This window comes from Bradyrhizobium sp. USDA 4502 (genome assembly GCF_054063355.1).
On sequence record NZ_JBSSGF010000001.1, the window covers coordinates 5,456,976 to 5,480,742 of the forward strand.

21 protein-coding genes are annotated in these 23,767 nt (G+C 65.0%); 14 read left to right on the top strand and 7 right to left on the bottom strand.

Features of this window, described 5'->3' with window-relative positions:
- The first annotated feature begins 379 nt into the window (after positions 1-379).
- Positions 380-1,528 (top strand): ABC transporter substrate-binding protein, encoded by a 1,149-nt coding sequence (locus ACVW1B_RS25470; RefSeq protein WP_057019298.1) that lies wholly within the window; start codon positions 380-382, stop codon positions 1,526-1,528.
- A 25-nt stretch (positions 1,529-1,553) separates the two neighbouring features.
- On the opposite strand, the gene ACVW1B_RS25475 is transcribed toward ACVW1B_RS25470, so the two are convergent.
- Positions 1,554-2,672, bottom strand: coding sequence for a M48 family metallopeptidase (locus ACVW1B_RS25475; RefSeq protein WP_310880176.1), 1,119 nt, complete (start codon positions 2,670-2,672; stop codon positions 1,554-1,556).
- 4 nt (positions 2,673-2,676) lie between these two features.
- Positions 2,677-3,828 (bottom strand): DUF898 family protein, encoded by a 1,152-nt coding sequence (locus tag ACVW1B_RS25480; protein WP_310880306.1) that lies wholly within the window; start codon positions 3,826-3,828, stop codon positions 2,677-2,679.
- A 266-nt stretch (positions 3,829-4,094) separates the two neighbouring features.
- Between ACVW1B_RS25480 and ACVW1B_RS25485 the strand changes: the two genes are divergently transcribed.
- The 4 genes from ACVW1B_RS25485 (at position 4,095) to ACVW1B_RS25500 (ending at position 9,228) form a co-directional block, all read left to right on the top strand.
- Entirely contained in the window at positions 4,095-4,469 is a 375-nt protein-coding gene (locus tag ACVW1B_RS25485) for a hypothetical protein (RefSeq protein WP_253607291.1), read from the top strand.
- 242 nt (positions 4,470-4,711) lie between these two features.
- On the top strand, positions 4,712-5,983 hold the full coding sequence (locus ACVW1B_RS25490; RefSeq protein WP_253607290.1) for a cytochrome P450: 1,272 nt from the start codon (positions 4,712-4,714) through the stop codon (positions 5,981-5,983).
- 29 nt (positions 5,984-6,012) lie between these two features.
- A complete protein-coding gene (locus tag ACVW1B_RS25495) occupies positions 6,013-7,287 on the top strand; it encodes a cytochrome P450 (RefSeq protein ID WP_456822382.1) in 1,275 nt (424 codons plus the stop codon).
- Positions 7,288-7,386: 99 nt separating this feature from the next.
- Complete coding sequence (locus ACVW1B_RS25500) at positions 7,387-9,228, top strand: methyltransferase domain-containing protein (RefSeq protein ID WP_456822383.1); 1,842 nt, start codon at positions 7,387-7,389, stop codon at positions 9,226-9,228.
- A 239-nt stretch (positions 9,229-9,467) separates the two neighbouring features.
- Here the strand turns inward: ACVW1B_RS25500 and ACVW1B_RS25505 are convergent, their stop codons facing one another.
- The gene (locus ACVW1B_RS25505) at positions 9,468-9,977 is read right to left on the bottom strand and encodes a MarR family winged helix-turn-helix transcriptional regulator (RefSeq protein ID WP_310880180.1); all 510 of its coding nucleotides are present in this window, start codon (positions 9,975-9,977) and stop codon (positions 9,468-9,470) included.
- A 106-nt stretch (positions 9,978-10,083) separates the two neighbouring features.
- On the opposite strand from ACVW1B_RS25505, the gene ACVW1B_RS25510 reads away from it, so the two are divergent.
- Positions 10,084-10,983, top strand: a complete 900-nt coding sequence (locus tag ACVW1B_RS25510) for an alpha/beta fold hydrolase (protein WP_092090084.1) — start codon at positions 10,084-10,086, stop codon at positions 10,981-10,983.
- Positions 10,984-11,052: 69 nt separating this feature from the next.
- Positions 11,053-11,856: an isocitrate lyase/PEP mutase family protein gene (locus tag ACVW1B_RS25515; protein WP_456822384.1), complete on the top strand. Its 804-nt coding sequence runs from the start codon at positions 11,053-11,055 to the stop codon at positions 11,854-11,856.
- 83 nt (positions 11,857-11,939) lie between these two features.
- Here the strand turns inward: ACVW1B_RS25515 and ACVW1B_RS25520 are convergent, their stop codons facing one another.
- Both ACVW1B_RS25520 and ACVW1B_RS25525 read right to left on the bottom strand, forming a co-directional pair.
- Positions 11,940-12,893 carry an ABC transporter substrate-binding protein gene (locus tag ACVW1B_RS25520; protein WP_456823067.1) on the bottom strand — a complete coding sequence of 318 codons (954 nt, stop codon included), beginning with the start codon at positions 12,891-12,893 and terminating at the stop codon, positions 11,940-11,942.
- A 179-nt stretch (positions 12,894-13,072) separates the two neighbouring features.
- Positions 13,073-14,791 (bottom strand): adenylate/guanylate cyclase domain-containing protein, encoded by a 1,719-nt coding sequence (locus ACVW1B_RS25525; RefSeq protein ID WP_310880308.1) that lies wholly within the window; start codon positions 14,789-14,791, stop codon positions 13,073-13,075.
- Between the two features lie 366 nt (positions 14,792-15,157).
- Between ACVW1B_RS25525 and ACVW1B_RS25530 the strand changes: the two genes are divergently transcribed.
- On the top strand, positions 15,158-15,718 hold the full coding sequence (locus tag ACVW1B_RS25530; RefSeq protein WP_310880182.1) for a thiamine pyrophosphate-binding protein: 561 nt from the start codon (positions 15,158-15,160) through the stop codon (positions 15,716-15,718).
- Positions 15,718-16,311 carry a thiamine pyrophosphate-dependent enzyme gene (locus ACVW1B_RS25535; protein WP_456822385.1) on the top strand — a complete coding sequence of 198 codons (594 nt, stop codon included), beginning with the start codon at positions 15,718-15,720 and terminating at the stop codon, positions 16,309-16,311. Before ACVW1B_RS25530 ends, ACVW1B_RS25535 begins: the two co-directional genes overlap by 1 nt.
- A gap of 13 nt (positions 16,312-16,324) precedes the next feature.
- On the opposite strand, the gene ACVW1B_RS25540 is transcribed toward ACVW1B_RS25535, so the two are convergent.
- Positions 16,325-17,248: a LysR substrate-binding domain-containing protein gene (locus tag ACVW1B_RS25540; RefSeq protein ID WP_028334965.1), complete on the bottom strand. Its 924-nt coding sequence runs from the start codon at positions 17,246-17,248 to the stop codon at positions 16,325-16,327.
- A gap of 152 nt (positions 17,249-17,400) precedes the next feature.
- On the opposite strand from ACVW1B_RS25540, the gene ACVW1B_RS25545 reads away from it, so the two are divergent.
- The 5 genes from ACVW1B_RS25545 (at position 17,401) to ACVW1B_RS25565 (ending at position 22,994) form a co-directional block, all read left to right on the top strand.
- Positions 17,401-18,570, top strand: coding sequence for an acyl-CoA dehydrogenase family protein (locus tag ACVW1B_RS25545; RefSeq protein WP_057019287.1), 1,170 nt, complete (start codon positions 17,401-17,403; stop codon positions 18,568-18,570).
- Between the two features lie 11 nt (positions 18,571-18,581).
- Positions 18,582-19,682 carry a CaiB/BaiF CoA transferase family protein gene (locus ACVW1B_RS25550; protein WP_057019286.1) on the top strand — a complete coding sequence of 367 codons (1,101 nt, stop codon included), beginning with the start codon at positions 18,582-18,584 and terminating at the stop codon, positions 19,680-19,682.
- Positions 19,683-19,709: 27 nt separating this feature from the next.
- A complete protein-coding gene (locus ACVW1B_RS25555) occupies positions 19,710-20,564 on the top strand; it encodes an FAS1-like dehydratase domain-containing protein (RefSeq protein ID WP_157347131.1) in 855 nt (284 codons plus the stop codon).
- A 103-nt stretch (positions 20,565-20,667) separates the two neighbouring features.
- On the top strand, positions 20,668-21,720 hold the full coding sequence (gene hisC / locus ACVW1B_RS25560; protein WP_456822386.1) for a histidinol-phosphate transaminase: 1,053 nt from the start codon (positions 20,668-20,670) through the stop codon (positions 21,718-21,720).
- Positions 21,721-21,806: 86 nt separating this feature from the next.
- Positions 21,807-22,994: an MBL fold metallo-hydrolase gene (locus ACVW1B_RS25565; protein WP_456822387.1), complete on the top strand. Its 1,188-nt coding sequence runs from the start codon at positions 21,807-21,809 to the stop codon at positions 22,992-22,994.
- Positions 22,995-23,108: 114 nt separating this feature from the next.
- Here the strand turns inward: ACVW1B_RS25565 and ACVW1B_RS25570 are convergent, their stop codons facing one another.
- Positions 23,109-23,708: a VOC family protein gene (locus ACVW1B_RS25570; protein WP_456822388.1), complete on the bottom strand. Its 600-nt coding sequence runs from the start codon at positions 23,706-23,708 to the stop codon at positions 23,109-23,111.
- Between the last annotated feature and the right edge of the window lie 59 nt (positions 23,709-23,767).

The following is a 23,767-nucleotide window of genomic DNA, read 5'->3' on the forward strand; positions in this document are numbered from 1 at the left end:
ATGCGATCAAGACGAGGATCCGAACAATGCTGAACATGGTTCGTACTCCCTTTTCCTGTCCTTCAATAACAGCAGGTCGTTGCCGCCCGATTAGGGAAACTGGTTCTCACGGCCTTTAAGGGATTGGTAAACGCGAGGTTGAGGACGGGCGGATCCCGCTCAAGAGCTCCGGACGATGTCGGCCTCGCCATCCCCGTTCCCCGTTTCGGCACCCCGACCGATCAGGGCAGAACTCGAGCAGGCGCAGACCCTGCCCGCGCCGCCCAATGTCCCCAATCAGGGGGACAGACGGATCGGGCGAAATCAATATGATGCGCGACCGGACGGCGGTCGGCTATCATCGGCCGCAGATAAAAAGAACCTGCTGGGAGGAGTTGCAATGAAGCTGGCCATGGCCGGACTGTTGACATTTGCGAGCGCGATCCTGATCGCGCCGGGCGCGCGTGCCGACATCAAGGTCGGCGTCGTGGTGTCCGGATCCGGACCGGGCTCGGCGCTCGGCCAGCCGCAGATGCGCACCATCGCCGCGCTGCCGAAGGAGATCGGCGGCGAGAAGGTGACCTATATCGCGCTCGACGACGAGTCCGACCCGACCAAGGGCACGCAGAATGCCCGGCGCCTCGTGATCCAGGACGGCGTCGATATCCTGATCGGCTCCTCGCTCACCCCGGTGACTATGCCGATGCTCGACGTCGCCGTGGAGAGCAAGACGCCGATCATCTCGCTCGCGGCGGCGACCGCGATCGTGCAGCCGATGGACGACCGCCGCCGCTGGGCGTTCAAGGTGGTGCCCAATGACGACCTGATGGCGGCGGCGATCCTGAAATACATCGCCAAGTCCGGCATCAAGACGCTCGGCTATATCGGCGTCTCCGACGGCTATGGCGAAGGCTATTACAAGGAGGTGTCGCGGCTCGCCCCGCAGCTCGGCCTCACCGTGACGACGCATGAGGTCTATGCGCGGGCCGACACCAGCGCGATGGGCCAGGCGCTCAAGGTGATCGCGACCAATCCGGAAGCGGTGTTCATCGCCTCCGCCGGCACGCCCGCCGTACTGCCGCAGGAGGCGCTGCGCAGCCGCGGCTATGCCGGCAAGATCTTCCAGACCCATGGCGTGGCCTCGGAGGAGTTCATCAAGCTCGGCGGCGCCAATGTCGAGGGCGCGATCTTCACCGGCGAAGCCTTCACCATCGCCGACGATCTGCCGGCGAACGATCCGTTCCGCCAGGTGCGTGACGAGTTCGTGTCGTCCTACGAGAAGGCCAACGGGCAGAAGCCGAACATCTTCGGCGCGCATCTGTGGGACGCCGTCACGCTGTTCAAGCGGGCGGCGGCGAATGCGCTGAAGACCGCAAAGCCCGGCACGGCGGAATTCCGCGCCGCGCTGCGCGACGAGCTCGAGCGCGGCAAGGACGTCTACCTGAACAACGGCCTCTCGACCATGAGCCCGACCGATCACAACGGCTATGACGAGCGTTCGGCGTTCTTGATCAAGGTCGAGGGCGGCAAGTTCCGGCTGGTGAAGTAGAGAGCGACCGTCGGCGGCTGCGCCGTCACACCTTGCCGGCGCCGCTGCAGATGCCCTTCAGCGCCTGCCATTCGGCCGATGACAGCAGCGGCGGACCATCGGGGCGGCTGGCGGCATCGGCCTTGTCCATGCGCGCGAGGCGGTCCTCGGTCAAGGGATGGCTGGAGACGAGCGAGAGCCCCTTGCCGCCCTCCTTGCCGGTGACGCGGAACATCAGCTCGCCCATCGGCTTGGCCGGACGGCCGAGCTTGTGCATGGTCTCGATCGCGAAGCTGTCCGCGTTGGTCTCGGCGTCGCGCGAATAGGACGACGTCACCAGCGAGCGCGAGGCGAAGATCAGCGCGCCGGAGCCGGTGACATCGCCGAACAACAGCCCGATCAGGAACGAGGTGCCGCCGTTGTGGATCAATTCGCGCATGCTGTCGCGGTGCCGGAGATGACCGAGCTCATGCGCCAGGACGCCGGCGATCTCGTCGGGGTTCTCGGCTTTCTCCAGCAGCCCGTCGAACAGATAGACCTTGCCGCCGGGCAGCGCGAAGGCGTTCGGCACCGATGTCGCCAGCACGCCCGACTGCACCGATGTGTCGAAGCCCGCGGACTGCCGCAACTTGCCGACCAGCTTCGCGAAGGCCGCCTGGCCGGCCGGGTTGCTGCAGGGCTTGCCGTCGAACAGCACCTTGACCTGCGCCTCCGCGACATCGCCGATGCGACGCTCGAACGAGTCGGGCACCAGCGGCGTCAGCCGCTCGGCGGCCAGCGGCACGCCGAACAGCACCACCAGCACGATCGACACCGCGGCCGCGAGCGACCAGCCGACGATCGCGGCGACGCCCCTGCGGTTCGGCAGCCCTTCCTCGAGCGTATCGCAGCGCGCGACCAGCGCGGCGATCAGCCCGGCGTCGCGGATGTCGAGCCGCGCCAAAGGCGGTGCGGTCAGGCAGCTCAGCCGCAACAGGCCGGACGGGCTGTCGGCGCGGCGGATGTCGTGAAACACCCAGCGCGCGAGCAGTGCGCCGTCTTCGCGGATCTCCAGTGCGTCGGACAGTCTGAGTGCGACGATGCGCCGCCGGTTCGACAGGCCGTCGAAGAAGACGCCGCCGGGAGCCGGCGCCGCGGAATTGGTCTGACCGGAATCGGATTCCATGGAGCTAGAAGCCCCCGACGTCGAGGCCGTCGGCAAAGCCTTCGCCGAGCGCGTTGGCGAGCTCGCCGCGCGCGGTGACGTTGGCGGCCGCGCCGATGTTGTGCACGATGGTCGAGGACAGCACCCGGACCCAGAGATCGCGCATCAGATAAACGCGCAACACCACGTTCAGCGCCAGCGCAAAGGCGAGGTAGCCGATGCCGAGCAGCACGATCAGCGGAATGCTCTTGGCGAACGCCTCGGTCCTGAAGAAGTCCGCGATCGAGGAGCCGTCCATGCTGGCGACCAGCAAGGTGCAGAGCGCGAGATAGGCCACGAACACCACGCCGAGCAGCATGACCCAGCCGATCACCTTCCAGTACAGGCCGATCAGCGCGCCGCGGCGGAGCGTGGACTCCAGCCTCACTTCGCCGAAACGGATTCCCGACAGCCACCAGCGCCACTCGACCGCCTTGAACGCGGCATAGGCGAACGGGGCGAAGATCGTGCTGTAGAGCGCGAACGGCATCAGGACCCAGAGCCACCAGCCCCGCTTGAAGAACTCCCAGCCGCGGCCGTCGAACGAGCCTTGAAGGTCGCCGTAATAGGAGTGCCGCATCTTGTAGCGTTCGAGCGCCGCCTCGCGCCACGGCAGCGCGAGGCCGAGCGTGATCACGACCAGCACGCCCCAGAGCGAGGCCTTGAGCGCATAGACCCAGCCCGAGCCGCTCATCCAGAAGCGGACGCCGCGCCACACCGTGCGGGTCAGGCGGTAACGCCGCGCGCGATAGATCGCGAACTGGCCGAACAAATAGAAGAAGGCGACCAGCGGCAGCGAGGCGAACGCCTTGAGATGCTCCGCCTCGATGCCGATCAGGAAATAGCCGAGATAGATCGGCACCAGGATCGCGAGCGCGACCAGGAAGCCGATCAGGAGCTCCTTGCCGCGGCCGGTATATTCCGGCGCGTCGCCATCGATCTGGCTGTTCGACCACAGATGACGGCGGATGTCGGTGGTGAGCCAGAACCGGTAGAAGCCGACCGTGACCAGTTCGAGCCCGGCGCCGCGCGCAACCAGGCGGAAGAATTCCTTCCGGTTCCCTGAAAACGCCACCGGCATCGGCGGCGGGGCCGGTTGCGGAGGCGGCTGCGGCGGACCCAGCGGGGTCCAGCTCATGTCGTTCACGGGATGGCTCCTGGCGGGACAATCTCTGGGTATCAAAAGCACAGATTTGTCGTCGCGAGTGTGATCCAGGTTTCACACAAGGTCGAGATCGCCGGCCGATTTTTGGCGGGATGCGGTTGGCCATGCCTTAACGGCAATGCCGGAAAGCGCGCAGTCCTCGATCGACCGCCGGCGTCGAACCCCCGGGCGGCAATGACATACTTAACGATCAGGCGATGGAGGCGAAGACGCCGCCGCAAAGCGAGGAAACCGCAGCGATGACCAGATGGATCCTGTCGGCATGCCTCCTGGCGCTCACGGCAGCTCCGGCCGCTGCCGTCGACGTGCGGCTGGATTCCTATCGCAATCCAAAGAGTGAGAATTTCCGCATCTTCAATCACATGTACCTCGACGGCGTCAGGGGCGGCCTGATGGCGTCCAATGCCTGGCTGAAACGGCATGGCGGCCAATTGTTGTTCTGCATGCCCGACGACCTCGCACTGAGCAGCGAGCAGACCGAAGTGATCATGCTCAAGTCCGCCGACAAGCGCTCGGCGAAAGGTGAGATGGTGATCGCTCTGCTGCTGCTGTGGGGGATGCAGGACACCTACCCCTGCGAAAAGCCCGCCGGCGAGAAGACCGGCAGTCAATAAACGGCACCCGCACCGTTCGCACGCCGCCGCCCGGCCAAATCAAACGCCGTTTCAAACGGGCGTGGTCGCGGCCGCGGCCCCTTCCCCACCGGAAAAGCCCGGATTCGGCCGCTTTGGCCTGACATCAATGCGGCCAAATGCGCGTCGAGAGCCCTTGCGCAAACCGCGGAATGAGAATGTAATTCGGTAAAACATGCCGCGCCGGCCATGCCCCGGCAGGTCAAACGGTTGAGGAGCCGCTCATGCACGGGACCATCGATCTCGTCGACAACACGAATCTGGACGCCGCACGCGAACGCGCCAACTCGCTTGCGCTTTCGGACTACGATCCCGGCAATCCCGAACTGTTCAAGACCGATACCTTCTGGCCGTATTTCGACCGGCTGCGCCGCGAGGATCCGGTGCACTACTGCAAGGACTCGATGTTCGGTCCGTACTGGTCGATCACCCGCTACAACGACATCATGGACATCGAGACCAACCACTCGGTGTTCTCCTCGGCCGCCTCGCTCGGCGGCATCACCATCCGCGACGTGCCGCCGGATCTGCGCCGCGAAAGCTTCATCGCGATGGACCAGCCGCGCCATTCCGCGCAGCGCAAGACCGTGGCGCCGATGTTCACGCCGACGCACCTCGACGAGCTCGCCACCAACATCCGCAAGCGCTCGACCGAGTGCCTCGACAATCTGCCGCGCGGCGAGGTGTTCGACTGGGTCGACAAGGTCTCGATCGAGCTGACGACCCAGATGCTCGCGGTGCTGTTCGACTTTCCCTGGGAAGACCGCCGCAAGCTGACGCGCTGGTCCGACGTCGCGACCACCCTGCCCGGCGCCGGCGGCCTCGTCGCCACCGAAGACGAGCGGCAGGCCGAGCTGATGGAATGCGCGAACTATTTCGCAAGGCTGTGGAAGGAGCGCTCGAGCCAGCCGCCGAAGAGCGATCTGCTCTCGATGATGGCGCACAGCGACGCCACGCGGAACATGGACCCGAAGAACTTCCTCGGCAATCTGATCCTGCTGATCGTCGGCGGCAACGACACCACGCGCAACACGCTGTCCGGCAGCATCTATGCGCTGAGCAAGCATCCGGAACAGTACCGCAAGCTGCGGGAGAACCCGGCGCTGATCGACAGCTTCGTGCCCGAGGTGATCCGCTGGCAGACGCCGCTCGCCCATATGCGGCGTACCGCGCTCGCCGACTACGAATTCCGCGGCCGCCAGATCAAGAAGGGCGACAAGGTGGTGATGTGGTACGTCTCGGGCAACCGCGACGAGGAAGCGATCGAGAAGCCCTACGAGTTCCTGATCGACCGCGCCCGGCCGCGCACCCATATCTCGTTCGGCTTCGGCATCCACCGCTGCGTCGGCCTGCGGCTTGCCGAGTTGCAGCTCAAGATCATCTGGGAGGAGATCCTCAAGCGCTTCGACACCATCGAGGTGGTGGAGGAGCCGCAGCGGGTGTATTCCAGCTTCATCAAGGGCTACGAGACGCTGCCAGTGCGCATCGCCGCCTGACGCGTCGCGAGCCAACGGGATCAAGGAACATGAACGTCCAGACCGCCATCCGTGCCGACCGGGCCGAGCTGCTGCGCCAGGCCCGCGAGGAAGCGTATTCGACACCGCTCAAGGATTTTCATCCCGGCGCGCCAAAACTGTTCCAGAACGACACGCTGTGGCCGTGGTTCGAGCGGCTGCGCAAGGAAGAGCCGGTGCACTACTGCACCAATGCGCCGATCGAGCCGTACTGGTCGGTGGTGAAGTACAACGACATCATGCATGTCGACACTAGCCACGGCATCTTCTCCTCGGACTCCACGCTCGGCGGCATCTCGATCCGCGACGTGCCGCCCGGCTACGACTATCCGAGCTTCATTGCGATGGACCAGCCGAGGCACGCCCATCAGCGCAAGACCGTGTCGCCGATGTTCACGCCCACGCATCTCGACGAGCTGGCAAAGCTGATCCGGCAGCGCTCGGCCAGCGTGCTCGACAATCTGCCGCGCAACGAGACCTTCAACTTCGTCGAGCGCGTCTCGATCGAATTGACCACCCAGATGCTGGCGACGCTGTTCGACTTCCCCTGGGAGGAGCGGCGCAAGCTGACGCGCTGGTCCGACGTCTCCACCGCGCTGCCGAAGAGCGGCGTCGTCAACTCGCCGGAGGAGCGGCGGCAGGAGATGGACGAGTGCTACGCCTATTTCTCGAAGCTCTGGAACGAGCGCGTCAACGCCCCGCCGCGCAACGACCTTTTGTCGATGATGGCGCATAGCGACGCCACGCGGCACATGGACCCCGACAATCTGATGGGCAACATCATCCTGCTCATCGTCGGCGGCAACGACACCACGCGCAACACCATGAGCGGCTCGGTGCTGGCGCTGCACGAGCATCCCGACCAGTTCAGGAAGCTGAAGGAGAATCCCGCACTGATCGACACCATGGTGCCGGAGGTGATCCGCTGGCAGACGCCGCTGGCGCATATGCGGCGCACCGCGCTTCAGGACACCGAGATCGGCGGCAAGACGATCAGGAAGGGCGACCGCGTCGTGATGTGGTACGTCTCCGGCAACCGCGACGACGAGGTGATCGATCGTCCGAACGAGTTCATCATCGACCGCCCGCGGCCGCGCATCCACCTGTCGTTCGGCTTCGGCATCCACCGCTGCGTCGGCATGCGGCTCGCCGAGTTGCAGCTTCGGATCGTCTGGGAAGAGATGCTGAAGCGCTTCGACCGCATCGAGGTGGTCGGCGAGCCGAAGCGGGTCTATTCCAGCTTCGTCCGCGGCATCGAGAACCTGCCGGTGCGGATCCCGGGCTGAAGCCAGATTGTCCTTGGCCACAAAGACGATCGGCCCTATGTCTTCCCGGGCGTGGTGGTTGATGCACCGCGTCTTGCAGCTTGGGCCAGTTGACGGAACATGAACCGAAAAGAGCGGCGTGCCGCCGGGAAGCAACGGGACGCGTCCAGCAAAAACGCACCTGCCTTCGGCTCCACGGGTGTCAGCATTGGCGGCCTCGCCGCTGAGGCCAGCCGCTTCTACGGGATGCGCCGCTTCAACGAAGCGCAGGAGATCTGCCGGCAGATTCTCGCGCGCGAGCCTGGCCATGTGCAGAGCCTGAATCTTCTCGGCCTGATGGCGCAGGCTGCCGGCGATCACCGGGCTGCCGCGAAGATGTTCACGAAAGCGATTGCTGCGGACGACGTCAATGCCCCCTGCCATTACAACGCGGGCAATTCCTACCAGGCGCTGGGCAATCGCAGCAAGGCGGCCGCGCATTTCAGCAAGGCGCTGGCGCTCGGCATGGACGCGAAGGCGGTCGGCTTCATCCTGCAGAGCCCGACCGTCACCAGCTATGTCGGGCGGATTGCAAGCAAGTGGCCGCTACCGGTCACAAGCGTCGAATTGTTCGGCAGCGAAGGCGTCGCCCCGCTCGCGAACGACCTGTTCCTGCGCTGCGCGATGGAAACGACGACGCTGGCGAGCATGCAGCTTGAGGTGCTGTTCGGATATGCGCGGGCCGAGCTGTTGCGGCTCGCGAGCAAGCCGGATCAGGATGACGTCGACGACGATATCGTAGCCTTTGCCTGCGCGCTCGCGCGGCAGTGCTTCATCAACGAATATGTCTATGCGCAGAGCGCGGCGGAAAGCGAAGGCGCGGGCGCGCTGCGCGACCGGTTGCTGCAGGACCTGGCATCGGGCGCTGCGATCACGCCGCTCACGCTCGCCGTTGTCGCTACTTACTTCCCGCTTCATGCCTTGCCGACGGCGGACGCGCTGCTGCGCCGGGATTGGCCCGCGGCCGTCGCCGGCCTGTTGCGGGTGCAGCTTCGCGAGCCGCGCGAGGAGATCGAAGAGCGCAGCGCTATTGCAGCGCTCACTCCGATCAGGAACGACATGTCCGTCGAGGTGATGCGCCAATACGAGGAAAATCCCTATCCGCGCTGGACCGTCAACCCGTTGACGGCCTTCGCCGCCGATCGGGCGCGGGGAAGGACCGTCGCAACCGCGGACCAGCGAGCCGAACGGGATATCCTGATCGCGGGTTGCGGCACCGGCTCGCACGCGATCCAGATCGCGCAGGTCTATCCCAACGCCCGCCTGCTTGCCGTCGACATCAGCATGACCAGCCTCGCCTATGCGCGCCGCAAGACGCGGGAGCTCGGCTTGCGCAACATCGAGTATGCGCAGGCGGACATCCTGGAATTGGCTTCGATCGATCGCAGCTTCGACAGCATCGAGTCGGTCGGCGTGCTGCATCATCTTGCCGAACCCTTGGCCGGCTGGCGCGTGCTGGTCTCGCTGCTGCGGCCGGGCGGCACGATGCGCATCGGGCTCTACAGCGATCTGGCGCGCCGGGTCATCGTCGAGGCCCGCGATCGCATCGCGGCGCGCAATTATCGCGCCACCGCCGACGACATCAGACGTTGCCGGCAGGACATCTTCCGCGAAGCTGACAAATGGAAGCCGCTGATCGGCGCCAAGGATTTCTACAGCATGAGCGGCTGCCGCGATCTGCTGTTCAACGTCATGGAACACCGCCTGACGATTCCGGCGATCGCGGCATTCCTGAACGAGCATGGCCTGTCGTTCGAGGGGTTCGAGCCGTTTGACGATCCGGCGGTCCTCGACCGATTCCGCAAGCAGTTTCAGGGCACGGCCGACGAGACCAATCTCGATCAGTGGCACCGCTTCGAGGTCGATCATCCCGAGACGTTCTGGGACATGTACGTGTTCATGGCGGGCAAGAGCGCGCGCTGACGGCAAGCTGCTGGAGCGTGAGGAGATGAGGTCGAATAGCGGCCGCGATGGCACCGCGCTCCCTCTCCCCGTTCTTACGGGGAGAGGGTTGGGGTGAGGGGCACTCTCCGCATAAGCGGTGATAGCTGTGTTTGCGGAAACTCCCCCTCGCCCGGAACGCATCTAGCGATGCGTTCCGACCTCTCCCCGCACGCGGGGCGAGGTGAGCGGAGTTGGCCGCTCGATTCAGAGTAACCTCTCTAGCGCGCGTGCTGGCCCTTGTTGGTCGGCAACGGGCAATTGGTGCAGACGCGGTCGTCGCACATCCGGCAGATCGTGAAGCGATCCATCTCTGATGTATCCTGCCTTGCCAGCAGCTCGCGGATCAGCGTTGCGAGCTGCTTCCGCTCAGCGACCGACAGCACGTCGAGCAGCGACGTCACGGCCGAAATCCGCGACGCCAGCAGTTCGTTGCGGGACGCGGCGCCCGATGCCGTCAGGTGCAAGGCGACCTCGCGGCCGTCCTTGCCGGCCCGGCGTTCGACAAGCCGATCCGAAACCAGCCGATCGACCAGGCGGACCGTTCCGGAGTGCGACAGGCCAAGGATCCGCCTCAGCTTGTCGTTGGTCATGCCCTGACCATAGCCGATTACGATGAGCGCCGCGGGCGTTTCGCCGCCGCGACCGACGACCTCGCGCGCGCCTTGCTCGATACGATCCATGACAGCGAGCGACAGCGCGCCCAGCAGATTAGCGATTCCGTGTTCCATGCCGGGAATAATATGTGCGCTGCGCACAAAAAACAACTTGACCATATATGTGCGCTGCGCACATATTTGCCCGGCAGCGCAACGACGACACAAATGGAGAGCAGCGATGACGACCCGAAGCACCGCACTGGCAACGCGTGACGCCGCCGGCAGCGAACCCGCCCTGAAATACGTGCAGGCCAACGGCGTGCGATTTGCCTATCTCGAACAAGGCAGCGGACCGCTCGTCATGTTCATGCATGGCTTTCCCGACAACGCCTGGTCGTACCGAAAGCAGCTGCAGGTGTTCGCGGATGCCGGCTATCGCGCGGTCGCGCCGTTCCTGCGCGGCTATGCGCCGACCGAGATTCCGGCCGACGGCATCTTCGATCCGATCGCGCTGGGCCAGGATCTCGAAGCGTTGATCGCGGCGCTGAGCGACGACGGACGGGCCTACGTCGTCGGCATGGATTGGGGCGGTACGTCAACCTTCCAGGCACTGGCCACGGCGCCGTCGGCGATCAAGGCCGCGGTGGTCATGAACACCGCGCACCCGATCACAATCCCAAGCCTCCGGAGCGATCCCGATGCCGTTCGATCGGTTTTCCATGTCTATTTCTTCACGGTGCCTGGCGCTCACTCGGCGGTCAACATCGAGGGCCTTCCCTTCGTCGACTACCTTTGGAAGCTGTGGTCGCCAACCCTGCAGAACGACGAGCATCTCCGCTCGGTCAAGGAGACGCTCAGCTCTCCCGGCACCATGAAGGCGGCGCTGAAATACTACAATGGCCTGGTCGATGCGGGAGTTGCGGGCCGCCTACCGATCAACGACATGCATACACCGACGCTGACAATCTATGGCGGCAACGATCCGACGGCGCGGTATTCGATCAAGGAAGAGCCGCTCTTCAAGGGACCACATCGGCGCATCGTCCTGCCCGATGTCGGCCACTTCCCGCACCTCGAGCGTGAGGCCGAGGTCACAGGTCTGATCATGGACTGGTTCACAACGCACGCCGCCGACTGAACGGACGCCACCACCTGCGGCCGCGTCAGCCACACCATCCTTCGAATTCTCTGACCAGGAGTGCGCGCAATGGACGCCACGACACAGCAGCACTACGCCGAAGCGTTTCACCGACTTCACAAGCAGGGCGATCCGCTCGTCCTGTTCAACGCCTGGGACGTCGCCACCGCCAAGGCGATCGCGAAGACTTCGCCGGCCATCGCAACTAGCAGCGGCGCGGTCGCGGCCGCACTCGGCTACGCCGACGGCGAAAATGCCCCGCTCGACATCGTGGAAGGCTTGGTCTCGCGGATGACCGCGTCGGTGCCGGTTCCGCTGTCGATCGATCTGGAGGCGGGATATGGCGACACGCCGGATGCCGCCGCGCATTCGGCGGCGAGGATCCTGAAGGCCGGCGCGATCGGCATCAACATCGAGGACGGGCTTGTCGGCGGAAAGCGGCAGCTCGTCGCTCCGGAGCAGCATGCCGCGAAGATCAGGGCGGTACGGGACGCCGCGCAGAAACTCGGCGTTCATCTCTTCATCAATGCGCGAACCGATCCGTTTCTGCTGAAGTTCGGCTCGCCCGAGCAATGCCTGAATGAGGCGGCAAGGCGCGCGGAAGCTTATGCCGATGCGGGCGCCGACGGAATTTTTGTGCCGGGCCTCACCGACCTTGCACTGATCGAGAGGTTGGTTCAGCTGACGCCCCTGCCCGTCAACATCATGGTGACGCAGGGCGTGCCCGAAATCGGGGAGCTCGCCCGTGCCGGTGTTCGCAGGGTGAGCCTTGGGCCGTGGCCGATGATGGCGGCAATGCGTGTCATCGGACAGGCGGCCGCCGCGGTCGCCACGAGCAAGCAATACGGCGCGTTTCTACAGCCCAACAGTTGAGCCCGTGAGCGCACGCGATGTCACGGTCCGGCCGGACCGCTCAGTCCGTGCCGGCCGGACGACCGGGTTCATGAACGAATTAATCACTCGATCACTTCGTCTGCGCCGCTGACGACTGAAGCAGAGAACTCGTGGCCAAGCAGTTTGGCGGTCTTCAGGTTGATGACGAACTCGACCTTGGTGACCAGTTGGACCGGAAGATCGGCAGGCTTCTCACCCTTCAGAACCCGGCCGGCATAGACGCCCGCGCGTCGATGCGACTGCACGAAATCTCCGCCGTAGCTCATCAAGCCTCCGGCTGTCGGGAAATCCCGGGTCTGCGTGATTGCGGGAACACGATACTTCAGTGCGAGATCGGCCAATCGCCGGCTGCGAAATGCAAAATAGGGATCGGAGGTGAAAACAAGCGCGTTTGTCGACTCTCTCGCTACGGAAGCGAATACGGCTTCGAACTCCTCCTCCTTGCTTGCCCTCGATATCTGCAGATGGACTCCCAAAGTTTCGGCAGCGGCCTGAAGCCTCTGCAGTTGCGAGCTGGCCGTTGGACTTGTCGGGTTGGTCACGACCCCCAACGTTTTCGCCGCCGGCAGAAGTTCGTGCATCAACTCGAGCCGCTTCGGCGACACGTCAACGCTCAGGCTCGAGATTCCCGTGATGTTGCCTCCCGGCCGCGACAGGCTGTCCACCACACCCAGCTGAACGGGGTCGCCGCCCATCTCGAAAACGATTGTCTTGGTGACGCCGGCAGCTTTGGCGGCAAGCGCGACGGGCGCGCCGCCGGGCGCAACCACCACATCGACGTCGCGCGCGATCAATTCGCCGGCCAGTGCAGGTAACCGGGCATATTGCCCATTGGCCCATCGATATTCGATCGCAACGTCGCGGCCCTCGACAAAGCCGGCTTCACGAAGTCCCTGGTGGAAAGCGTTCAGCCGGCTGCCAAACAACTCCGGCGATTCCGGACAAAGATAGCCGATCACAGGCATCGACGGCTTCTGCGCCCGCGAGGATGTGGTCCAGGCCGCGGCGGTGGCCATCAACAACAGGACCTCACGCCGGCTGCCGCGTCCGTGGGATGTGGCTGCACGAGAGTGAGCGCAACTCATGCTCTATCGACCCGCTGGCGTTCGCCGTCGGCGGAAGTATATCCCACGATCCGAAGCCAGTCGCCAATGGACTGCACCGAACCGCTCCGGTCGGCATCTGCCAACGCACATCAAAAAGATATTCCGAACACCGGAATGGCGTCATCGAAGCCCTTGATTTGCCGACTCCCGATATCCTCGAGGGAGCGCTTGCCTCTGACGCTTGCGGCGGTCCCTGCGTCCATCAGGATTTCCCGATCTGCGGCAGATGCGCACAGGCGGGCGGCGAGATTCACGACACTGCCGATGGCCGTGTAATCGAGCCGGTCTTCGTAGCCGATCCGCCCAACCGTCGCCGATCCACTTGCAAGCCCTATTCCAAAGCCAACCTGGTAGCCCCGCGACCGCCAGCCGCCGATCAAGCCCTGCACGCGCTTCTGCATTTCGGTCGCAAGGTCGACGGCTCTCAGCGCCGGCTCCTCGACCGGCACGGGTGCGTTCACCAGCACCATCAGCCCGTCTCCCGAGAAGCTGATGAGCGTTGCTTCGAACCGCGCAATGACCCTGCCCAGAACCTCATAATATTCGGACAGCACGCTCATGACCTCCTCGGGAGCGACGCCTGCGGAAAACGCGGTGAATCCGCGCAAGTCACAGAACACAACGACGACATCGGTGCGGCGGCCATCAAGCACGCTGTCATCGCCGGCACGATCGACGAGATCGGCGACTTGAGGCGCGAGAAACCGCTTGAGCTTCGCGATCCGCTCCTGGTGCTGCTGCGCCAGCGCGAGCTCGCCGGCCATCCTGTTGAAGCTGCTTGCCAGACGCTGAAATTCGTCCCCGGTCTGGATCGAAATGCGGTGCTCGAACGATCCGGCGCCGATCCGCTCCGTCCCCTCCTCGAGCAGCCTGATCGGCTCGGTCATCCGGTGCGCGAATGCATAAGCGAGCAGCCCTGCAAATACGGTGCTGCCTGCGAGAAGCACTGTGGTCCGTCGCAACGCGGCATAGATCGGGGCGTAAGCCTCGGAGAGCGGCTGCGCCACCACGACGGTCCAATCGGGACCTGTTACAGGAGCCGCGCGGGCGGCAACCGGACGTCCCTGTCCGTCGCGGCCCGTTGCAAAGCCCGCTCCCGGGCCGATCGCGTCGCGTATGGTGCGAAACGGCTGAGAGGTTGTTTCTTCCAGCCCGCGGAGGACGAGGCTGATGTCGGGATGGGCAATGAGGCGGCCCGGCCGGTCCAGCACGAAGGCGAGGCCGGTCTCTCCCACCTTGATCGCCGATACGACATCCCAGATCAGCTTGAGATTGACTTCGGCGATGACTGCGCCGACCGCGGATCGGTTACCCACGAGCGCAATGGTCAAATACGGCTCTGAGCCTCTGTTGTAGCTGACATCGCTGAACCAAACCTGGCGCGCGTGGGCGCCGACCAGCGCAGGTTCAGCCGATCGGTCGATACGACTTTCAATTCGATTGAGGCCGACCCGTGAGACGTAGAGACGCTCCAACCCATTGTTGTCGATCAGTGTCAGGCTGACGACGGCCGGCGCTTGACGAAACAGACGCAACGCATCGGTTCGGCGCCCCTCGTCGGCCTCGTCGGTCCAAGGAAGCTGGACCAGCCAGCCAAGCTGGCTTGCAATGTCGGAGATGAAGTTATGAATTTCAGCGGCCGCGGAAGTCGCCTGAACACCGAGCAACTGGTCCAGCCTTGCGCGCTGATCGCGGTAACCGAACCAGGCTTCGATCGACCCGTTGATCACGAGCGGAAGCGCGACGGCCAGGAACAGTGCGAGAAAATACTTTGGGAAGAGGCCGCGAAACCGATCTCGGACAATCATGCCCTGATCCCTGAAAATGCGACGGATATATCGATATGCGAAATGAAGCCTTGAAAATGAAGCCGGCGCTGCCGCCAACCGGCATCTTCTAGCATAGAGCGTCGTTTTAGGCCGTAATGGGGCTGTCATTCGACCCGACCAAAGGACGCAGCCGGCTCCAGCCGCCATTTCGCTTGCGTCGGCCCTGCAAAACCCTGGCCCTATAAAATTCCGGCATAGCTGGGCGAGCCAGATGCGAAGAGAATAAACCCCTGACCTGGCTTAAAGCCAGCGGTGTGAGGACGCGCCAATGCGCGTCCCTTGTATTGACGCGTTTTTCTTCGCGAACCGGTACCCGGTTCGTTCGAAAACGCTACCGCCGAGGCCATGATGGACCAGATTGCCGTTCACCAGGACAGCGCGACCAGCCGGGACTGGCCGGTTGCGATCTACCGCACGCTGAAGAGCTTTGGCGTGGCACAGGTGTCCTACGTTCCCGATGCGGGACATTCCAAGCTGATCAACCTGTCGCACGCCGATGCCGACATCAAGACCACGGTGCTGACGACAGAGGAAGAGGGCGTGGCGCTTTCGGCCGGCGCCTGGCTCGGCGGCGATCGCGCGGTGCTGTTGATGCAATCGAGCGGCGTCGGCAATTGCGTCAACATGCTGTCGCTGATGGCGAGCTGCCGTTTCCCGCTGCTGACCTTGGTGACGATGCGCGGCGAATGGGCCGAATTCAATCCCTGGCAGATCCCGATGGGCCGGGCGACGCCGCAGGCGTTCGAGATCATGGGCACTACGGTGCTGCGGCTGGAGAACCCCGACGATGCCGAGGAGGTGATCTCGGCCGCCGCCTCGCTCGCCTATGACGGCGACCAGCAGGTCGCGGTGCTGATCTCGCAGCGGATGATCGGCCGCAAGAAGTGGACCAGGGAGACGCACTGATGTCGGCATCAACAGGCACTCTCGATCGCCGCGCCGCCGTGAAGGCGCTGCTCGCCGACCGCGGCGATCTGCTCGTGATCTCCGGGCTCGGCTCCTCCTCCTACGACGTGTTCGACGCCGGCGAGCATCCCGGCAATTTCTATCTGTGGGGCGCGATGGGCGGCGCGGCGATGGTCGGGCTCGGCCTCGCGCTGGCGCAACCGAAGCGCCCGGTGCTCGTGATCACCGGCGACGGCGAGCAGCTGATGGGGATCGGCAGCCTGCTGACGATCGCGACCAAGCAGCCCGGCAATCTCTCGATCGCGGTGCTCGACAACGGCCATTTCGGCGAGACCGGCATGCAGCCGAGTCACTCCGGCCTCGGCGCCAGGCTCGAAGTGATTGCGAGCGGCGCAGGCATCGGCAATGTCTGTGAGATCGCCGACATGGCCGGCATCGAGAAATTCCGCACCAGCCTGCGCGATCTCGGCGGCGGCCCGCGGCTGGCGCGGATCCGGATCGCGGCCGGCGAAGTCGAGCGCGCGCTGCCGCCGCGCGACGGCGCCTACCTGAAGAACCGCTTCCGCGGCCATCTCGGCTTCAAGGTGAGCTGATGCGAAGCCGCGCTCAGGCGAGCTGGATATCCCAGAGCCCCTCGGCGCGCAGCGCGGCGACCTCGTCGCGCAACAGCTTCGCGATCAGCGTCATCGCGTTGGAGCCGGGATGCTCGACCGGCGAGGCCAGCGTCAGCTCGCGCCGCGGCGCCGGCCGCGCGATGGCGGCGGTCTCGAGCCGGCCCTCCGCCACCTCGGCGCGCACCGAGGACGGCGGCAGCAAGGTATATCCGAGCCCCTCCTCGACCAGGCTGGTCAGCACGCGAAACGAATCCGCCTCGAGCTTGACGTCGAGATCGATCTTCTTTTTGGCCGCGGCATGTTCGAGCAGCGCACGGAGGCCGTGCGAATGACTTGGCAGCACCAGGCGCTGGCGCATCAGCCAGCCGAAGTCGACCTGCTTCTTCGGCTTCAGCCCGCTGCCGCGCGGGCCGACCGCGACGATGCTGTCGCGGCCGAGGCTCTGCACCGCCAGATGCAGATCGACCGACGGGCCGTAGATCACGGCAAGGTCCATCTCGCCGCGATGCAGCCACTCGATCAGATGGCCGCTGTAGCTCTCGACGATGCACAGCGAGATGCCGGGGTAGCGCTCCACCGTGCGCCGCGCCAGCCGCGCCGACAGCACGCAGCTCACCGTCGGCACCAGCCCGAGCACGACGCGCCCGGACGGCGCGCCGCCGGCGGACTGGATGTCGTCGCGGATCTGGTCGATCTGCCGCACGATACCGCTGGTGCGCGCCAGCAGCAGCCGGCCGGCATCGGTCAGCACCATGCCGCGGCCGTTGCGCGTGAACAATTCGGTGCGCAGCTCGTGTTCCAACAGCTTGATCTGCCGGCTCAGCGCCGGCTGCGCGACCCGCAGGGTATCGGATGCCTTGCTCAGGCTCCCGAGTTCCGCGACGCACGCAAAGGTCCTAAGCTGGCGGAAATCCATACTTGCCAATCCTGGAAGGCAGGTTCATACGCTATAACAAAACAGCATAGGGAGTTTACCGGGGCCCCACAACAGCGGGCGTTTTCTTCACGCGAACCGATTTCCACTTCGCTCGAAAACGCTCTGGCGCAACCTCTCGGCAAGACGAAACAATGACCGCACACGAACAACACACCGACGACCATTCCGACATCCGCGACGCCGTGGCAAAGCTCTGCGCGCAGTTTCCCGGCGAATACTGGCGCAAGCTCGATCGCCAGATGGCCTATCCGAAGGAATTCGTCGATGCGCTGACGGAGGCCGGCTATCTCTCGGTGCTGATCCCCGAGGAATATGGCGGCGCCGGCCTGAAGCTGTCGGCGGCGGCGGCGATCCTGGAAGAGATCCAACGCGCCGGCTGCAATGGCGGCGGTTGCCACGCCCAGATGTACACGATGGGCACCGTGCTGCGGCACGGCAACGACGCGCAAAAGGCGAAGTATCTGCCGAAGGTCGCGACCGGCGAATTGCGGCTGCAGGCGTTCGGCGTCACCGAGCCGACCAGCGGCACCGACACGTCGTCGCTAAAAACCTTCGCGCGCCGCGAGGGCGACCATTACGTCGTCAACGGCCAGAAGATCTGGACCAGCCGCGCCGAATATTCCGACCTGATGGTCCTGCTGGCGCGCACCACGCCGAAGGAGCAGTCGAAGAAGCGCACCGACGGTCTCTCGGTGTTCATCGTCGATATGCGCGAGGTGAAGGGCAAGGGGCTGGAGATCCGCCCGATCCGCACCATGATGAACCACGCCACGACCGAAGTGTTCTTCACCGACATGAAGGTGCCGGCGGAGAATCTGATCGGCGAGGAAGGCAAGGGTTTCCGCTACATCCTGTCCGGCATGAACGCCGAGCGCATCCTGATCGCGGCCGAATGCGTCGGCGACGCGAAGTGGTTCATCGCCAAGGCGACCAACTACGCCAAGGAGCGCAGCGTGTTCGGGCGGCCGATCGGGCAGAATCAAGGCATCCAGTTCCCGGTCGCCAAGGCCTACGCTTCGATGCGCGCGGCCGAATTGATGGTGAAGGAAGCCACCCGCAAATATGAAGCCGGTCTCGATTGCGGCGCCGAGGCCAACATGGCCAAGATGCTGGCGGCCGATGCCTCCTGGGAAGCGGCCAACGCCTGCGTGCAGACCCATGGCGGCTTCGGCTTTGCCGAGGAATACGACGTCGAGCGCAAGTTCCGCGAGACCCGGCTCTACCAAGTGGCGCCGATCTCGACCAATCTGATCCTGTCCTACGTCGCCGAGCACGTGCTCGGCATGCCCCGCTCCTACTGAGTTGCTTGATCATGCTGCCGCTTGAGGGATTGACCGTCATCGCCGTCGAACAGGCGGTTGCCGCGCCGTTCTGCTCGTCACGCCTCGCCGACGCCGGCGCCCATGTCATCAAGATCGAGCGGCCCGAGGGCGATTTCGCCCGCGGCTACGACGCCGCGGCGAAGGGCCAGAGCAGCTATTTCGTCTGGCTGAACCGCGGCAAGGATTCCGCCGTGGTCGACCTCGCCACCAAGGAAGGCCGCGCGCAGCTGGAAGAGCTGATCGCCGGTGCCGACGTGCTGCTGCAGAACCTCAAACCGGGCTCGATGGACAAGCTCGGCTTCTCGCGCGAGCGGCTGCGCAAGGATTATCCGAAGCTGATCATGTGCACGATCACGGGCTATGGCGACACCGGCCCCTATGCCGACCGCAAGGCCTATGACCTCCTGATCCAGGCCGAGAGCGGCCTTGCCTCGATCACCGGCGGCCCCGAGGGCGCCTCGCGCGTCGGCATGTCGATCGTCGACGTCGCGACCGGCGCCACTGCGCATGCCGCGATCCTCGAGGCGCTGATCGGTCGCGGTCGCACCGGAGACGGCGCCGACATCCGGATCTCGATGTTCGACGTGATGGCCGACTGGCTCACCGTGCCGCTGCTCAATGCCGAGGACGGCAAGTCGCCCAAGCGGATCGGCCTCGCCCATCCCTCGATCGCGCCCTATGGCGTGTTCCGCTCGAAGGACGGCAAGGAGATCCTGATCTCGATCCAGAGCGAGCGCGAGTGGAAGACGCTCTGCGCCAAGGTGCTGGGCCAGCCCGGCCTGCCTGACGATCCGCGCTTTGCCAATATGGTCGAGCGCGTGCGCAACCGCGCCGTCACCGACCAGATCGTCAGCGACAGCTTCGGCAAGCTGACGCGCGAGGAGTTGCTGGCGAAGCTCGCCGAGGCCGACATTGCCTTTGCCGAGGTCAACAGCATGGACGACCTCGCGAAACATCCGCATCTGCGCCGCGTCGAGGTCGACACGCCGAACGGCAAGGTCAGCTATCCGGCGCCGGCCGCGATCGTGGTCGGCGAGGACAGGCACTACGGCAAGGTGCCCGCGATCGGCGAGCGCACCAGACGTTCCTGAAATCCCTCCTGCCCGGGCAACACAATCATGAGCGACAAACTCGACCTCGATCATCTCCGCCAATGGATCGGCAAGACCACGGAGGCCTCCGACGTCGTCACCAAATATCTCGTGATGGGGCTGCGCGCGACGCTGTTCCAGGAGATCGGCGAGCCGAAGGCCGGTGACGCCGCGCCGTGGACCACGCATTGGTGCCTGGCGCAGCCGGTGTTTCCGATGTCGCAGCTCGGCCCCGACGGCCACCCGACCCGCGGCGGCTTCCTGCCGCCGGTGCCGCTGCCGCGCCGGATGTGGGCCGGCGGCGAGCTCGAATTCTTCGACAGCTTGCGCATCGGAGATGAGGCCAAACGCACCTCGAAGATCGTCGACGTCACGGTCAAATCGGGCTCGACCGGCACGCTGTGCTTCGTCTCGGTCAATCACGAGGTGACGACCTCGCGCGGGCTTGCGGTGCGCGAGCGGCAGGACATCGTCTATCGCGAGATGACGAGCACGCAAGGCGCAGCGCCCGCCAAGGCGCCGCCGCCTCCCCCGGTCGCGCAGCATCGCGAAAGCCACGTCTCCGACCCGGTGCTCTTGTTCCGCTACTCGGCGCTGACTTTCAACGGCCATCGCATTCATTACGACCGCGACTACGTCACCAAGGTCGAGGGCTATCCGGGCCTGATCTTCCACGGCCCGCTGCAGGCTTCCTTCATCGTCGAGTTCGCCGCCAAGCTGCGCGGCGGCAAGCCGCCGAAGAAGCTCGCCTATCGCGGCGTGCAGCCGCTGTTCGAGGGCAGCGAGTTCTCGATCAATGCCAGCGACAAGGACGGCGGCATGGAGCTGTGGACCGCGAATGCCGAGGGCCAGCCGACCATGAAGGGCACGGCGACCTGGTAACGCGCGAGCACGACGCGCGTCATGATGCGAGGGAATAAAGAGGCGCTTTCATCAGCGCCTCGTATTCCTTATTGTGATCGCGTTCATCCCTGGATCGCAGATCATGAGTCGCTTCTGGAGTTCGGTCGTCCACAATCTGTCGCCATACGTGCCCGGCGAGCAGCCGAAAATCGACGGCCTTATCAAGCTCAATACCAACGAAAATCCCTACCCGCCGTCGCCACGCGCGGTGGCGGCGATCACAGCGACCACGGATCGCCTGCGGCTCTACCCGGACCCGCGCGCAACCGCGCTGCGTGAGGCGATCGCGAGGCGCTACGGCGTCGCGGCGGACGAGGTGTTCGTCGGCAACGGCTCGGACGAGGTGCTGGCCCACGCGTTCCCGGCGCTGCTGAAGCACGATGCGCCGCTGCTGTTTCCCGACATCACCTACAGCTTCTACCCGGTCTATTGCCGCCTCTACGGCGTCAGCTACGCGCAAGTGCCGCTCGACGCCGCGATGCGGGTGAACCTTGCCGACTACCGGCGGCCCGGCAGCGCCATCCTGCTGTGCAATCCGAACGCACCGACCGGCACCGCGCTGCCGCGCGCCGCGATCGAGGCGCTGCTCGCCGAGCATCCCGACCGGCTGGTGGTGGTCGATGAGGCCTATGTCGACTTCGGCGCCGAGAGCGCGGTACCGCTGGTCGCGCGCCATGATAATCTGCTCGTGATCCAGACGCTCTCCAAATCGCGCGCGCTGGCGGGCCTGCGGGTCGGCTTCGCCATCGGCCAGCGCCCGCTGATCGAGGCGCTGGAGCGGGTGAAGGACAGCTTCAACTCCTATCCGCTGGACTGCTTCGCGATCGCGGGCGCGGTCGCCTCGATCGAGGACGAGGCGTGGTTCGAGGAGACGCGGCAACGCATCATCCGGAGCAGAGAGGCGCTGGTCCGTGGCCTCATCGAACTGGGCTTCGAGGTGCTGCCGTCGCAGGCGAATTTCGTGTTCGCCCGCCATCCCAGCCATCGCGGCGCCGATCTCGCCGCGAGGTTGCGCGAGCGCGGCGTGCTGGTGCGGCATTTCCAGAAGCCGCGGATCGAGGACTTTTTGCGCATCACGGTCGGCACCGACGATGAGTGCGGCCGCCTGCTCGGCCTGCTGCGCGGCATGGTCTGATAGCCGCTCACCAACTTGCGATCGACGGCGCCACCCTGCATAGTGACCGCGCGTTGGGATGCACGGTTCTCCGGGAAGGAGCGGTCATGCGATTTGCGATCGGCGACGCGACCGTCGACGTCATCGTCGACCACGACGATTTCGGCCTTCCGCTCGCCGAATTCCTGCCCGGATACGATCGCGGCTTGATCGAAGCGCATCGTGCCACGCTGGAGCCGGTGTTCATCGACCTCGCCCGCGGGCTCGCGAAACACGCGATCCAGAGTTTTGTGGTGCGAACCGGCGGCCGAACGCTGCTGATCGACGCTTGCATCGGCGAGCACAAGGACATCCCCGAGATTCCGGCCTGGCATCGGCGCCGCGGCAGCGGCTTCCTCGACCGGTTGCGCGCGTGCGGCGTCGACCCGGCCGCCATCGACGTCGTATTCTGCACCCATCTGCATGTCGATCACGTCGGCTGGAATACCCACCAGGACAACGGCCGCTGGCAGCCGACCTTTCCCAACGCGCGGTATCTGTTCGGCCGCCGCGAGCTGGCCGACTGGATGACGCAGCATGATGCCGGGCGTGCTCCGCCGATCCACGCCCGCGCCCTGGAGCAGAGCGTCATACCGATCGTCGAGGCAGGCCGTGTCGATCTGGTCGACGATGGCCATCAGTTGGGACCGGGCCTGCGGCTGGTCCCGCTGCCGGGCCACACCAGCGGCCAGATGGGGCTGATGGTAGACTACGCACAACATCGCGCGATCTTTTGCGGCGATGCGCGTGCACAACCCGGTGCAGATCTTCCAGCCCGATCTGTCGACATCATCCTGTGCCGACCCACAGCTCGCGCGCGAGACGCGGATGAGGATCCTGGCAGAGGCCGCGGACAGCGGCCGCCTCGTCATACCCGCCCACTTCCGCGGCCCGCGCTGTGCCCATGTTCGCCGAGACCGCGGTGGCTACGCGCCGGTACTCGATGCGCGGCATGGGTAAGATGCAACACCCGGAGCCACAGCTCACCGGGTGAAAGCCGGGTGTATCATCCGGCCCCTTGGAACCGAAACCCGGCTTGCGCGTTCCCCGCCCTGACGGAGGACGCCATGCTTAGAGACGAACAGGTCGCGGTTCTCTGCGACATCGCCCAATCCATTGCCTTCGCCGACGACGTGCAAGGCGAAGTCGACCGGCTCATCAGGGAGGGATACGTCGCCAAGGACGGCGACCTCTACGAGCTGACGCCGAAGGCCGAGAAGGTCTTGTCCGAGCGCGGCGCCTGCCTCAAGGCGTGACGCCGCCTACTCGGCCGGCGTACACCCCGGCAGCCTTGACGCCGAGCGCGGTGGCCTGTTCGCGAAACTGCGCGATCGTTCGCGCCGCCATGACGGATACTCCTGTTTGATCCGTCACTCCGGCAGCGGGCTCCCGGCCTGTTCGCGCACGATGTAATCGGCGTACCAGTCCGGCCAGTTCGCATCGTGCCCGCCGGTTCGCTTCTCGTGCTCGCCATGGGCGGCCGATGCGCGCCGCAGCGCGGCGGCCAGATCGGTCGATGAGGTGAACGTCGTACTGTTTCCGTCGACGCGTCCGGGCAGACGCTGTGTCACCTGCTGGAGCAGCCAGACATTGCCGTCGGGATCGTTGAAGGTGGCGAGCGAACCGTAGCTCGGCCGCTCCGGATCGGGTCCCTTAATGCGGCCCTCCGCCCCGCGATGGAACACCTCGCTGACGTCGACGCCACGCGCGATCAGCTCGGCACGCGCCGCCTCGATGTCGTTCACGATCAGGAAGCGCGGCAGCGCGGATCCCTTGTCGAGATGGATGGAGGTCGGCGAGCCCGGCGGCGTCAGTAGCAGCGCCCGGGACCGGTTCGCCCTAACGAAATCGGCGTCGAGCCGCCAGCCGAGATTTTCATAAAAGCGCTTGGCCCGGTCGACATCGGACACCGGAATCGCCACGACCTCGAGCTTCATGTCGATACCCGGTTTTCTGCCTTCGGTACTCATGGCGTGCTCCTTGAAATGTGAGGGACCGGGCGGAAACGCCCGTTGCACCCGCCTTGACG